Source organism: Idiomarina solivarensis (assembly GCF_033052755.1).
Taxonomy (GTDB): Bacteria; Pseudomonadota; Gammaproteobacteria; order Enterobacterales; family Alteromonadaceae; genus Idiomarina.
Genome location: NZ_JAVFHZ010000001.1, coordinates 369044 through 383415, shown reverse-complemented (window position 1 = coordinate 383415; position 14372 = coordinate 369044). Strand labels below are relative to the sequence as shown.

Annotated in this window: 10 protein-coding genes; 7 read left to right on the top strand and 3 right to left on the bottom strand. The window is 48.5% G+C overall.

Features of this window, described 5'->3' with window-relative positions; all coding sequences use genetic code 11:
* Positions 1–65: 65 nt before the first annotated feature.
* Positions 66–1982, bottom strand: a complete 1917-nt coding sequence (locus RBK99_RS01805) for a Lon protease family protein (protein WP_317502934.1) — start codon at positions 1980–1982, stop codon at positions 66–68.
* A gap of 95 nt (positions 1983–2077) precedes the next feature.
* Between RBK99_RS01805 and rcsF the strand changes: the two genes are divergently transcribed.
* From rcsF to RBK99_RS01790, 3 genes are all read left to right on the top strand, one after another.
* Positions 2078–2470 (top strand): Rcs stress response system protein RcsF, encoded by a 393-nt coding sequence (gene rcsF, locus RBK99_RS01800; RefSeq protein WP_317502933.1) that lies wholly within the window; start codon positions 2078–2080, stop codon positions 2468–2470.
* 526 nt (positions 2471–2996) lie between these two features.
* Entirely contained in the window at positions 2997–4313 is a 1317-nt protein-coding gene (locus tag RBK99_RS01795) for an ATP-grasp domain-containing protein (protein WP_317502932.1), read from the top strand.
* Positions 4310–6340, top strand: a complete 2031-nt coding sequence (locus tag RBK99_RS01790) for a CocE/NonD family hydrolase (RefSeq protein WP_317502931.1) — start codon at positions 4310–4312, stop codon at positions 6338–6340. The genes RBK99_RS01795 and RBK99_RS01790 overlap by 4 nt, the downstream gene beginning before the upstream one ends.
* A gap of 53 nt (positions 6341–6393) precedes the next feature.
* On the opposite strand, the gene RBK99_RS01785 is transcribed toward RBK99_RS01790, so the two are convergent.
* A complete protein-coding gene (locus tag RBK99_RS01785) occupies positions 6394–7347 on the bottom strand; it encodes a LysR substrate-binding domain-containing protein (protein WP_317502930.1) in 954 nt (317 codons plus the stop codon).
* A 73-nt stretch (positions 7348–7420) separates the two neighbouring features.
* Here RBK99_RS01785 and RBK99_RS01780 point away from each other — a divergent pair, with 73 nt between their 5' ends.
* Positions 7421–7987, top strand: a complete 567-nt coding sequence (locus tag RBK99_RS01780; protein WP_317502929.1) for an FMN-dependent NADH-azoreductase — start codon at positions 7421–7423, stop codon at positions 7985–7987.
* 32 nt (positions 7988–8019) lie between these two features.
* On the opposite strand, the gene RBK99_RS01775 is transcribed toward RBK99_RS01780, so the two are convergent.
* Positions 8020–8211: a zinc ribbon domain-containing protein gene (locus RBK99_RS01775; RefSeq protein ID WP_317502928.1), complete on the bottom strand. Its 192-nt coding sequence runs from the start codon at positions 8209–8211 to the stop codon at positions 8020–8022.
* A 103-nt stretch (positions 8212–8314) separates the two neighbouring features.
* On the opposite strand from RBK99_RS01775, the gene RBK99_RS01770 reads away from it, so the two are divergent.
* The 3 genes from RBK99_RS01770 to RBK99_RS01760 all read left to right on the top strand — a co-directional run bounded on the left by RBK99_RS01770 (position 8315) and on the right by RBK99_RS01760 (position 14242).
* Positions 8315–9382, top strand: coding sequence for an efflux RND transporter periplasmic adaptor subunit (locus tag RBK99_RS01770; RefSeq protein ID WP_317502927.1), 1068 nt, complete (start codon positions 8315–8317; stop codon positions 9380–9382).
* Positions 9375–12500 carry an efflux RND transporter permease subunit gene (locus RBK99_RS01765; protein WP_317502926.1) on the top strand — a complete coding sequence of 1042 codons (3126 nt, stop codon included), beginning with the start codon at positions 9375–9377 and terminating at the stop codon, positions 12498–12500. The genes RBK99_RS01770 and RBK99_RS01765 overlap by 8 nt, the downstream gene beginning before the upstream one ends.
* A gap of 101 nt (positions 12501–12601) precedes the next feature.
* Positions 12602–14242, top strand: a complete 1641-nt coding sequence (locus RBK99_RS01760) for a methyl-accepting chemotaxis protein (protein ID WP_317502925.1) — start codon at positions 12602–12604, stop codon at positions 14240–14242.
* Positions 14243–14372: the final 130 nt, after the last annotated feature.

The following is a 14372-nucleotide window of genomic DNA, read 5'->3' as shown; positions in this document are numbered from 1 at the left end:
TCTGAAAAAACTAGGGCGCAGTTTAGCGTACAACTGTACGCTAAACAAATCCGACAAGTTATTTTCTAACCAAAAATTCGGCGCCAAAAGCTAAGAGGAACGTCACTACCGGAACTATCCAGACTTCGGTCGCGAACATTTTGGAAAAGCGCCTTAATAGGGGTATCGGTTAATAACTCCAAGGCTTCTTTTACATGCTCCACGGTATAAACGTGAAACTGACCGTTCTTAACCGCTTCGACAATTTCATCGTTAAGGTTTAACTGGTGTTTATTAGACTGGGGAATAATAACGCCTTGTTCGCCATTTAGACCACGATGAGCGCAGAGGGCGTAATAGCCTTCGATTTTCTCATTAACCGCACCGATGGATTGAACATTACCAAACTGATCAATGGCTCCTGTAATGGCAAGGGACTGTTTTACCGGCTGTTCTGCTAACGCTGAAACTAAGCAGCAAAGTTCACCAAGCGATGCACTGTCGCCATCAACTTCATAGTAAGACTGCTCAAACACTACGGTTGCTGAAACCGATAACGGCTCATGCCGCGCGAACTGATTGGCAAGGTAAGCGCTCAAAATCATGACGCCTTTGGTATGGATATTCCCGGAGAGATCCGACTTTCGTTCAATATCAATAATGTCCCCGTCACCATAATGGATAGTTGCAGTGATTCTCGACGGCTCGCCAAATTCACTGCCACCCATAGTCACTACAGTAAGCCCGTTTAACTGACCAACAGCGGTGCCGTGCGTATCAATGCGAACCTGTTGCTCAAGAATACTGCGGCGACTTAGCTCTGCAAGATTCCCTTCGCGATCTCGCTGCTGCTGAAGCGCCAAATCTATCGCGGCTTTATCAATATTGGCGTGTTGGTTCTGTAACGCACAATCGTTGGCTTCACGAAGTAGCTGCAATAGTTGTATTGTATTTAATGTCAGTTCCTGCTGGTAATCGGTGTATCGCGCACAAACGCGGAGTAGCGCAGAGTAACCATCAGTAGTTAATGGCAAAACATCCGCCATTTGCCAAACGTACTGTAAATAGTTGAAGTAGGGCGCAACAGGCTCATTTTGGGTGGCATAATGCCCATGAAAATCCGCCAAAAATGGAAAGAAATTATCGAAGTCCTCATCGTATTCGCGCAGTTGCGCATACTCATTACGAGAACCCAGTAAAATAATTTTGATGTTGATGGGTACCGATTCAGGGCGATAGAAAAAAGCGGCTCCTGAATCGGGAGACTGACGTGGCCATTCAAACTCACCGCCTTCAATCACATCTTTCAAGCGTTTCCAAAGCTTTATATTCTCAAGTAGCTGAACCACCTCTATGGCCAGAACACCGCCATTTGCCTTATGCAAAAGACCTGATTCAATCAAATGCAGCTCTGAACTGACCGTTCCCTCAACAGACTGTACGCCAATGTGACCAAACAACCGTTCTTCAGTCACTCTGTCACAGTAATAATAAGGGGCAGGGTGCTCGTGTCCTACCAGAACAGACGCCAGGCTTTCGCCTTGAATATCCTCTGCCTTTTTATCTCTAATTTGCTGCATATAGTCACGCAGCTTATGCGTATCAAATTTCTCGATAATGCTTTTATATGCCTCATCGCGTTGATCCAACGGTCGCTGCAAAAAGCTCCAAATAGCCTTGATGGCAGTTTCCGCGGTGCCCGACGGTAGATTAACGCATAGCGGACGTAACGGATCAGATGGATTCGCCAGGTAGAGCCAGTCGTACCAACAGGTAAACTCCCAATGGTTATCGTTAAAATAGGCATCGAGAATGTCTCGCTTTAGTAACCCAGGCGGAAATAAAGCATAGATGTTTGAGTAGGTGCCATGCTGGCGTAGCGCGTTATCGAGTGCATTTACGGCTCGTTTCTGTCCAACCAGCGCATTTTCAGTCAGTTCAGCAGGTAGCTCTTTAAGCCATTCCTTGGTTTGTGGCTGCAATGCCAAATAGTCTAGCTTCATTGAATTGTTCTTCTCTTAACTTGCAATAACGACATGATAACAGAAATGGCTAAATGAGAGAGTTTTGCTATGGTAATTAAAAAATGGAGCAAAACATGCGTTCAGCCAAACTTAGTTCTGTCTTTCTTTTAAGCCTAGTGGTTTTCGGCTGTAAAAGCTTTCCCGACGGTTCATTATTTCCTGAAAGTTATAAAGCTTCTTATGTAAGGCAGCTGGATGACTATCAATTAAGTGGAACTGGCGCCGAGGCGCTAGGAATTACTTCAGCCTCTGATTGCCAGTCCGAAAGTGATAACCAACCGGCAAGCCGACAACAGGCTTTCGAGCGACTGAAAGCCAAAGTTTACAACTTAGGCGGCAACATTGTCGTTTTGTCATCCTGTCACGATACCGTCAATAACCAATGCCAGAGTTCCGTTTCCTGCATTGGCGGAGCTTATTTCATCCCTTGGCAAAACCAACCAGGAAACAATCGAAGAGCGTTTTAAAGACCTAAGGAAAACGAGCCGAACTCAGTAGCTATTCGCTTAAATACTTAATTGCGTATAATGTATATTATGTTAAATCATATCAATATCAGTATAATAGCCATACGAAGTACTTACTTTTGTAGTTCGCACGTGTCATTGTCATTTTTCGCACACCCTGTCATTAGCTCTATATAGTCAGCAACTTTAGCTGACTATATTAGGCCTATTACTGAGAATTTTGTTTTCGCCAATGGTCGTCTGCGTTGGTTAACCGCATTGAAATAAAATTGCTGCACTGACTTATGAGAGTTTTGTTTACTTCAGAGGGCGTTGACTAATAACTACGAGCCCTACTCCATACTTCCTTGGCAATTCTTTCCAAAATAGAAATGGATATATCATCAACCGCAGCTGCGCTATTTCGCTAATGCATAATTAGCTGTAACGAGGGGTAAGTGCATAGTACTAATTTGTCAGATACTGCTAATTTGTCCTACACTGCTCCTATATTGCTGAAAATCTAGCGAACACGTGGATATTACACATGAACGATAGCGGCAAGAAAAAAATCTTCGTCGTCGGTGCCGACGACTACAATCTCTCCCTGATCGAGAAAATCCCAAGCTCAGAGAACTGGGAACTGATCCGCACACTTGAATATTCCGACGTCCAGCCGACCAATGGCAGCATCGATTTCGACGAGCTTTACGAGCGTGCCAAATCCATCATCGACGAGCATGGCGGCAAGCCGGACGCGATCATCGGCTATCTCGATTTTCCCGTGACCTCGCTCGTTTCGTTGCTGCGGCGCGACTACGGCATGCCGGGTGCGAGTCCCGAGGCGGTCGCGAAATGTGAGCACAAGTACTGGGCACTCCTGAAGCAGAAAGAGACCTTTCTCGATCGCACACGCGAGTTTCGTGCCATCAATCCCTTCGAGCCGGAAAACGCGAAAAAAGACGCGCCAGACTATCCGTTTTGGCTCAAACCGGTCAAAGGCCATTCCTCTGTGCTCGGGTTTCTGGTCGAGGACGAGGGAGGATTCGATGAGGCGTTGCAAGCCTGCCGCCAGAAAATTCACCTGATCGGTGAGCCTTTCAACGCTTTCCTGGACAAGCTAGAGGACCACAGTGAGCTCGACGGGATCGACGGTAATTTCGCCGTAGCCGAACAACTCATTTCGGCCAAACGCCAGTTCACGCTGGAAGGCTATGTCTGGCAAGGCGAGACCAGGATCTACGGCGTGGTGGAATCCCTGCGCGAGGGTGAGCACGCGTCCAGCTTCTCGCGCTATCAGTATCCCGCCGATCTGCCCGAAGAAGTTATCGAGCGCTCCACCGACATCACCGGCAAGATGATGTCGGCGATCGGCTATGACGGCTCGCCGTTCAATGTTGAATTCTTCTACGATCCCGAAAACGGCGACCTGCACCTGCTCGAGATCAACGCCCGAATCTCCAAATCCCACTCTCCCCTATTCCATATGGTCGATGGCGCGGCGCACCAGAAGGTGGCGATCGAGCTGTCGATGGGGCTCGAGCCGGACATGCCTCACCGCGAAGGAAAAGACACCATCGCCGGCAAGTTCATGCTGAGAAGCTTCGAGGCCGACGGCATCGTCAAGCGCGTGCCCAGTGCCGAAGAGATCGCGGAGTTGAAACGCATTCTGCCGGATATCGACGCCAACGTTCTTGTCGTGAAGGATCAGCGCCTCTCTGACATGTTTTTCCAGGACAGTTATTCGTACGAGCTTGCCGACATTTTCCTCGGCGGCCACGACGAGGACATGCTGGAGGATGCGTATCAGCGGGTCCTGGATTCGCTTCCCATCTACATCAAACCGCTCCCGGAGGACGTATGAAAACAGTATCCGACTTTCCCCGCGAGATCATTGAAGAGGAGAATGTCTGGATCCCGGTCGGTGACGGCCTGAAGCTGGCCGCGCGCATCTGGCGCCCGAAGGATTCAGGCGACGATCCGGTACCGGTGATCCTGGAATACATCCCCTATCGGAAGCGCTTCGGCTCGACTGAGCGCGACGAGATCACGCACAAATACCTCGCCGGGCACGGCTATGCCTGCGTCCGTCTGGACATCCGCGGTAGCGGGGAGTCCGAGGGCGTGCTGACCGACGAGTACCTGCAGAGCGAGCTGGATGACGGTGTGGCTGCCATCCACTGGCTGGCCGAGCAGGACTGGTGCGACGGCAATGTCGGCATGATGGGTATCAGCTGGGGCGGGTTCAACGGCCTGATGATCGCGGCCATGCAGCCCGAACCGCTCAAGGCTATCGTTACGGTCTGCTCCAGCGACGACCGCTATGCCGACGACATCCACCACATGGGTGGCACGCTGCTGGGCGACAATCTGTCCTGGGCCGGCGTCATGTTCTCCTACAACACCATGCCGCCCGACCCGGCGCTCGTCGGTGACCGCTGGAAGGACATGTGGATGGAGCGGCTGGAGGGCAGCGGGCTGTGGCTGAAGACCTGGCTGCAGCATCAGCGCCGCGACAGCTACTGGCGCCACGGCTCGGTTGCCGAGCATTACGGCGACATCAAGATCCCGGTCTTCGCGGTATCAGGGTGGGCCGACGGCTATACCAATACCGTTTTCCACCTCATGGAAAATCTTAACGTGCCGCGCAAGGGCCTCGTCGGACCCTGGGGTCACACCTATCCGCATATCGGAAGCCCCGGGCCGGCGATCGACTTTCTCGGCGAACTTCTCGACTGGTGGGATCACTGGCTGAAGGGCAAAGACCGCGGTATGGAGGACGAGAATATGCTGTGCGCCTACATGCAGGACTCCGCCCCGCCCAATCCGCAGTACGAATACCGCAAGGGCCGCTGGGTGGTCGAGGCCGACTGGCCGAGCCCGGATATCGAACCTCGCGCCTACAGCTTCGGGACCGGACGCCGCCTCATCGAAGAAGGTAGCCAGGAGGAGACCGAGGAGGTGGGCATGAAGATCCAGTCCCCGGTCACGCTGGGACTGTTCGCCGGCAAATGGTGTTCCTACGCCAACGGGCCGGATCTCGCCGGTGACCAGCGCTCCGAGGACGGCGGCGGACTGATCTTCCAGACCCACGAGCTGGAAGAGGATGTGGAAATTCTCGGTCAGCCGGTCGTCGAACTTGAGCTGGAGAGCGACAAGCCGCTCGCCATGGTTGCGGTGCGTCTGTCGGACTTCCAGCCCGATCACCAGATTACGCGAGTGACCTATGGACTGCTCAACCTCACCCATCGCGACACCCGTGAGCACCCCGAATTGCTAGAACCGGGCAAGCGATACAAGGTCAAGGTGCCCTTGAATCATATCGCTCAGCGCTTCGAGAAGGGCCATCGGATTCGGGTTTCCGTCTCCACCGTCTACTGGCCGATGGCTTGGACCCCGCCGGAGTCCACCAAGCTCACAGTCTATTCGGCCAATAGCCGACTCCTGCTGCCCTGCCGCACGAAGAATATCGGCGGCGAGGCGGAGGCCAGCTTCGATCCTCCGGTCTGCGCGCAGCCGCCCTCGACCACGGTGTACAAATCAGGCGAGCATCGCTGGCTGGTCCATCACGATCTTGCCGAGCAACGCTCCGAACTGGAGGTCCTCGACGATCGCGGCCTGTTCCGGTTCGACGATATCGACCTGACGGTCGGCACCCATGCCGTGGAGAAATATTCAGCCGTCACGGGCGATTTCACCAGTGTGAGGGGAACGACCGAGTGGACCCGGACGCTCCAGCGCGACGACTGGGAGATCAAGACCTGGACCTATACCTGCCTGACGTCGGACGAGGACAATTTCTATATCCGCGCCGAACTCGATGCCTATGAGGGCGAGACGCGGGTGTGCTGCATGAGCTGGAACGAGACGATTCCACGCGACCATATCTGAGGGCGGCTAGCTGCGGCGGGTTTGCTCCAGGGTGAGCACGCCGGCGGGCTCCTTTAAAATTGCTGTTGGGCTAAATCAGGAAGGTTCTCGGCAAGGAAATCGATAAATACACGTACGGCGGGCAATATCCCCCGTCGGTGTGAGTACGTCATGTGCATAATCCCAATTGGCAAATGCCAGTCGGTTAACACCGGAACTAACTCTCCGTTAGCGACGGCATCGTTACAGAGGTAATTGGGTAACGACGCAATTCCTAATTTCTTAATTGCGGCTTCTCTTAACACAATCATGTCATCGGTAATGAGGCGTGGTTTTATCTTTAAAGATTTTTGTTTCCCGGAGCTATGGATCAGTTCGTAACCGTAACGTCCATTTGTATAGTGCAAGCTCAGATGCTCAAACTTAAGCAGATCTTCCGGTTCCAGAATACTTTCGTTCCTGATTAAATCGGGTGCAATATAAAGTGTTTGCGGCGCCTGACTAATTGGCCTGGCAATTAAGCTTGAATCCTCTATAGTTGGGCGCACACGCAAGGCAACATCAATGCCCTCTTCTACCAGGTTTACAGGGCGGTTCGTCACAATCAGCTGAATTTCCACTTCCGGATACAGACTCATAAATTCAGGCAGTACCTGAACGAGTAAACTTTGACTAATAGCATAAGGTGCACTGATTTCAACTTTCCCCCTGGGTTTTTCTAGCAACCGCTGTGTCACTTGTTGCGCTGACTCTGCTGCACTAACAAGCCGCTCGCAATGTATTAAGAACTCTCTGCCAACATCCGTGAGCTTCAGTCCACTTCGACTTCTGTGAAAAAGTCGTGTCCCCTGCTCTTGTTCTAGCTGAGCCATTTTACGACTAATGGTGGATTTGGGCAGACTGAGTTCACGAGAAGCTGCACTGATACTGCCAGAAGCGATAACCTGGGCGAATAAATAGTAGTTTGTGACATCAGGAAAAGACATTAACACCTCAATAGGTTCCATAAATGGAACGTAAGGTTCCATTTTAACTTCTTATTAAACTATTTGGAACGAATTATACTGAGTCCATACTAAAAGAAAGCAATAAGGTGTTTTTATGAAAGTCTTACATATAGATTCCGGTATTTTCTTAGAACAATCTGTTAGCCGCCAATTAAGTCAGGAAATCGTTGATAAACTCAAAGGAAATAAAGAGGTTACAACGGTATACCGAGACTTGATCACGAACCCTGTTGACCACTTGACTGCGGAAGAGTTGTTAGCTGAAGAAAAGTCTGTGATTGATGAGCTCGTACAGGAGCTGTTAGCTGCTGACACGCTTGTTATAGGCGCTCCGATGTATAACTTCACCATTCCGACTCAATTAAAAGCCTGGATTGATCGTGTATTACAGGCCGGAGTTACGTTTAAATACACTGAGCAGGGTCCGCAAGGCCTGGTCAATGGTAAAAAAGTTTATATCGCATCAGGTCGCGGTGGCATTTACTCTGAGGGTGATGCGCAAGCTTTAGATCATCAGGAAAGCTATTTAAAACAGGTTCTTAATTTTATCGGTATCACTGATGTCACTATAATTCGCGCTGAAGGCGTGAATATGGGCGATGAGCCTAGACAACAAGGGCTAAAAAAAGCTTCAAAGGAAATTGAAGCCTTAGCCTTATAAAGAAGCTTTCGATCTAAAAATTTACGCGCACCCTATTCATCGTCACGGTGCGCTTTTATCTGCACTTCATCCCCTATTTGTAACACTTCTATCTCGATTGGCTGACAGCAGACCTGGCAATCAACAATCTGCTGTTGCCCAATATCATTAAGCCAATCGATCTCAATATCATTAATCGCCATGCAGTAAGGACACTCGAATGTCTTTGGGTCTGTCAGGCTCATAGTAACCCCTTATATTAAAGCTGTAGTCTACAATAGTAATCGAATCTTCCGCGTTTTGCGTAACTTATAAGATGTTCATTTTATTAATACGGGCTGAATAATAATGATGGCACTCTGGTTCAAACGAGCGATAGCTTTTACCGCTTTACTAGTCACGAGCGTCGCGGTTGTTGCGCAGACACCGGTAGAATATGTTGAATCTAAACAAAGGTCTGTTGTTAATAAAATCAGCGTACCGACAACCCTTGCGGCTTTGAATCAGTCACAACTGAATTTCGCGGTTGAGGGAAAGTTACGCAAGCTCAAAAAAGATATCGGCGAGACTGTGCATAAAGGTGATGTACTCGCTGAACTAGACTCCCGTCAGATCAACTCCACAATAGAGTCGCTAAAAGCGCAGGTAGACAGTGCTAAAGCTAACCTGGAAGATGAAAAGCAGCAACTGAGTGAACTTGAAGTTCTTGGCAAAACTGATTTTGTACCCGCCAGTGAATTGCGCCGCTCTCGCACCCGGGTTCAGGTTGCAAAAGCTCAGTTAGCAGAGGCTAAGGCTATATTAAATGAAATGAAGGTTAGTCAGAGTTACCATCAACTGACGGCCCCTTTCGATGGTGTCATAACGGATCGTACTGCCGATCTCGGCGAGTGGCTCAGTGCTGGACAGAGTGTTTTTCAATTGGTGGGCAGTAACAACCGGTATGCCGACGCTTTCCTTTCTGAATTTCTGTACTTATCGCTTCGTTCTGAAACCAAGACAACCCTTAGTTATCAAGGGACGGATATTAACGCCAATATTGAAAATATAGTTCCGTTTGTAGATGGAAATGATCGGTCTTTTCGTGTTCGTTTAACCGGTGAGTATCCTGATAACTGGGTTGTTGGTATCCCCTTAAAGGCCTCCTTTGAAATTGACAGCGGCCGCCACCAAGTTTCGGTACCTCAGGATGCTGTTGTCCGCTACAGCGACGGCCGGACATCGGTATGGGTAGCCCAACAAAACAATGGTAATTGGCAGGCACTTGAACGTCCTGTGGAGCTTGGCTTGCGGTTTAATGGCTATGTCGAAATTAAAAGCGGACTGAGCCCTGACGAACGTGTCATTGTGCGCGGTAACGAGGCACTGACTGATGGACAAGCTCTGGAGCTGACGGAGTCCGCTGACTATGATTGAAGCGGTTATCCGGCATAAACACGTTACTATCGTCGCCATTCTAATTCTTTGTTTGATGGGTATTACTGCGGCCCTTCGTATTCCAGTGCAAATGATACCGGATCTGGAAGTAAGAACCATTTCTGTACAAACTCAATGGCCTGGTGCGACGCCTCAGGATATTGAGAAAGAGATTCTTATAGAACAGGAAGAGTTTCTACGCACCGTCCCTAATCTACAGCGCATGGAAAGTACCGCCAGTAATGGCGAAGCAAGCATAGAACTGGACTTTCCTTTCGGTGTTGATGTTACGAAAACATTAATCCTGGTTAACAATGCGTTAAGTCAGGTACCGAATTACCCAGAGAACGTCGACGAGCCAAGAATTTTCTCTGCTTCCTTTTCAAGTAACGCCTTTATGTATTTTCGGGTTGCTCCAGTCACAGGAAATCCGAAAGACATTAACATGATCATGATGCGGGATTACATTGAAGACAATGTTCGGCCCCGAATGTCGTCCGTAGCCGGCGTCTCGCAGGTGAATGTCAGCGGCGGAGCTCAGCGCCAGGTTCGTATTTTGATGGATAAAGATGCCTTGGTTCAATACAACGTATCGGTTAATGATGTTCGACGGACGATAAGCAGTCGCAATCGTGATACATCAGCAGGTGAACTTGAACAAGGAAAGCGCCGTTTTTTACTGCGTACCGTTGGCCGATTTGATTCTCTTGATGAAATAGAAAACACCATTATTAGAAGAACCGGCGACAGTCTGGTTAGACTCAAAGATGTTGCTGACATAGATTTCAACCACTTTGAACTTAACAGCGAATCCTGGTTTAAAGGTCAGCAAGTTCTGAGTTTGCAGGTTAAAAGAGAGCTTGGCTCTAATGTGATTGATATAAAGTACGCTATGCTGGATGAAGTTGAACGTATTAATGAAGAGTTACTACGTCCAGCAGGCATGGAAATTACATTAAATTCCTCCGACGTCCGTTATGTCGAGAGCTCCATTCAAAATGTTCTCTTTAATTTATTATTGGGTGCCCTGTTTGCGACCCTCGTTATGTATGGGCTGATGCGCTCAGGCCGGGCGACGCTAATTGCTGTCGTCGGCATTCCTATTTGTGTCCTGGCCGGCTTTTTAGGACTGCTGCTGCTTGACCGAACGATAAACGTGATTTCGTTAGCTGGTATTGCTTTTGCGATTGGTATGACGCTGGATAACACCATTGTCGTTTTAGAAAGTATTGAGCTTGAACGACGTAAAGGCTTAAGCCCGAAAGATGCTGCTGTTGAGGGAGTTAAGCGAGTCTGGACCGCGGTATTGACCTCCACATTGACAACCGTAATGGTTTTCCTGCCTATACTCTTTATCGTTCAGGAAGCCGGACAATTGTACTCTGACATTGCTATTGCTATTTCTGCATCCATTATTGCATCAATGTTCGTATCGGTCACTTTAGTGCCTTTATTGTCGGCCTACTTTCCGGCCGAAGCGAAAACTAAGGTGACTGATAAACTCATCAATCGTGTCGACTGCATAAACCAAAAATTATTGCAATCAAAGCACTCTAAGTTGAGTACTGTCGGGGTTACTTTTGCCATAGTCATCGGTATTTGGTGGTTTTTAATGCCACCGGCGGAATACCTGCCTGAAGGTGAGGAAGCCAAAACTTTTGCGACAATGAGCGCACCTCCAGGTTATAACTTGCAGACAATGTCTTCTATAGGGGACGAAATTCGTAACATTTTTGCTCCTGCTTTAACCACAGAAAAGAGCGAAATTACACGTTCGGGGGTCACTATCCCTGCCCTTAAAACCATCAGCTTTAGCGTCGCCGCGTCAAACATTCGTATTATTGCGGAGACCCGGGATAAAAACCGAATTGAAGAGTTAATGACCGTTATCACTAAGGTTTACGAGCGCTATCCGGGTATGAGGGCTTTTGCGACCAAAGGTTCTATTATAAGCGGCAACGATGGTGGCACCCGCAGTATTAATGTGGATATTGGTGGACAAGATTTAAGTGAAGTTTATGCCGCTTCCCGGGCTATATACGAACGTTCGCAAGCCGTGTTCGACGATCCGCGAATACAGTCCACCCCAAACTCACTTACTCTGGCGCAGCCATTATTAGAAATACGGCCCGACTGGGAGCGTATGAGTGAGTTGGATTTAGACGCTGACAGCTTCGGCTATGCGGTTGCAGCGCTGACTGACGGCGCTTTTGTCGGGGAGTACTTTCAAGGCGATGATAAAATTGATATGTATCTTTACAGCAAGCAAGGTACGGAAGTCACGCCTGAAATGCTGGACGACTTACCCATTTTAAACGTCAACGGCCGCTCTGTTGCATTGAATGCAATCAGCGACGTTCAGCACACCGTCGATACCAGCACCGTGCGCCGCGTCGACAGCCAAAGGACTGTAACGTTAAATATTATTCCGCCGGAGTCTGTAGCGTTAGAATCGGGTGTCGGAGTAGTCAAAACTCAGGTTCTCCAGCATTTAAGAGAACAAGGTGTCATTCCGGCTAATATTTCTACTCAGCTATCAGGGGCTGCGGATAAACTGGCAGAAACTCAAGCCGCGTTAAGTGAAAAATATGTGATTTCTATTGCCATCATTTATTTGCTAATGGTCGCCATTTTCGCCCACTGGGGATATCCCCTGCTCATTATGGCAACCATTCCGATGGGGATCAGTGCAGGCATTGCCGGATTAGCGCTTATGAATGGTATTGGTCAGTTACTGCCTATGGTTGGTCTACAGCCATTAAACCAACCGTTCGATATGATCACAATGCTTGGCTTTCTGATCCTTATGGGGACGGTTATCAACAACCCTATTTTGGTAGTTGAACGGGCTATTTACCTTCGCGACAAAGAAGGTTATCCCATTAAAAAGGCTGTTCGGGAAGGATTACTGTCACGTGTGCGCCCTATTACCATCACTACATTAACCACCTTATGTGGTATTGCTCCTTTGGTATTCATACCGGGCGCAGGAACCGAGCTTTATCGTGGGGTCGGCGCTATTGTTATGTTTGGGCTAATTGGTGCTGCATTGGTCACAACTTTCACGCTGCCAGCTTTATCGGCGTTGGTCCTAAAAGGAGGAAAGAGCAATTCTTAACTAAAAGAATTAAATTATGAATGACTTTTCTGCTATAAAGATTTTCTAAACTGCCGATAACTGAGTGTAAAAAGTTTCACTTATTCAGTTAAGGAACAATAATGAAAATCGTACAGCAGTTAAGTATCACGCAAAGACTAGTATCGTTATTAGGCATCGCAGCGTTAGGTACCGCCCTTATGGTTGCGTTTATGATGTTTATCCTAAATAACCTGCTGGTTGATGAAGAAAAACGCAAACTGAACGCGGTACTCGACACGGCTCACACGATAGTCAGTCACTATTATGACGAATACCAGAACGGAAACCTCAGCGAGGCCGAAGCTCGATCTCAAGCTTACGCGAGGCTCGACGATATTCGGTATGAAGGCAGTGAGTACATTTTTACTCTGAGCCGTGACGGCGTTCTGGTGCAGCACCCTTTCTCGAAACAACTCGTCGGAAAAGACGTCACCAGTTATGAAGATCCAGAAGGAACACAACTGTTTCAGCAAATGGTCGAAAAAGCGCGCTCGGCTGAACGTGCGACTGTTGAGTACATTTGGCAAAAAGGCAGTGATACAAGCAACCTTGTTCCGAAAATTAGCAGAATACGGGTATTTGAACCTTGGGATCTTATCTTGGGAACCGGGCAATATACGGATAATATTACCGCAATATTATGGCAGGAGTTTTTCAAATTGGTGGGATTAGCCCTGCTTTTAGCTGTGCCGCTACTTCTTTTGTTTGTTTTGATCATACGCAGTATTACTCGCCCATTAAAAACCATTAATAGTGCCATGTTTGATATTGCTGAAGGTGAAGGTGACTTAACCCGCCGACTGGATGACTCAGGCTCAGATGAATTATCCAAACTGGCAACCTCATTCAACGTCTTTGTACACAAAATTCAACAATTGGTGCAAAGTGTTCAGGAAAGTGCGCAAAATGAGAGTGAAGCTGCAAGCCAGCTTATTGACTTATCTGCTACCAGTAGTCGCCAGAGTGACGAGTTGAGCTCACAAACAAGCTCTATAGCGACAGCTATCACCGAACTCTCGTCCTCCGCTTCCGAAGTCGCTGATCACGCTCGTCAAGCAGCCGATTCAGCCAATACAGCAGATGAAGAAGCTGGACGCTCTGCGGTTATCGTGCGTGAATCAGTCAATAATATCGAAGCACTAACCTCTGAACTCGGTAAAGCAGGCGAAAAAGCTCGGCTTTTGCAAGATGGTTCAGACAAGATCGGAAATATTTTGGGCGTCATTGTCGCCATTGCGGAACAAACCAACTTACTGGCACTCAATGCGGCAATTGAAGCCGCGCGCGCAGGCGATGCCGGCCGCGGATTTGCTGTTGTCGCTGACGAAGTAAGAACCCTGGCGACCAGAACCCAACATTCGACGGATGAGATTTCCTCTATTGTAGAAAGCATTCAGGGCGCGATTAAAGACGTTGGACAAATTATTAGTGATGTAGAACAGCGTTCAACATCAACCAACGAAGAAGCGTTGAGAGCGGAACGAGCTATTAGTCAAATTCAGGAAGCGGTAGCCAATATTTCGAGTATGAACGTCCAAATAGCGTCTGCTACTGATGAACAAAGCCGCGTAACCCGAGATTTAAATGAAAACATCACCGGCATCTCCGACCTTTCTCAGGCCAATCAGGACGCCAATACGAAGGTCGCAAAAGTCAGTGAAGATCTGAGTAAAAACAGCATTGATCTAAGTCAACTTGTCAGTCGATTTAAAACGAAATAACCTTAATATTAAGGGGGATATTAAGAATCTCCCCTGTACCTTTTTACTCATAAGACGTAAAATAAACGCACTTTTACATGGATTGTGTCTGGTAAAAGTCACCTTTTTCCTGATCTTAATCACTGCGGAT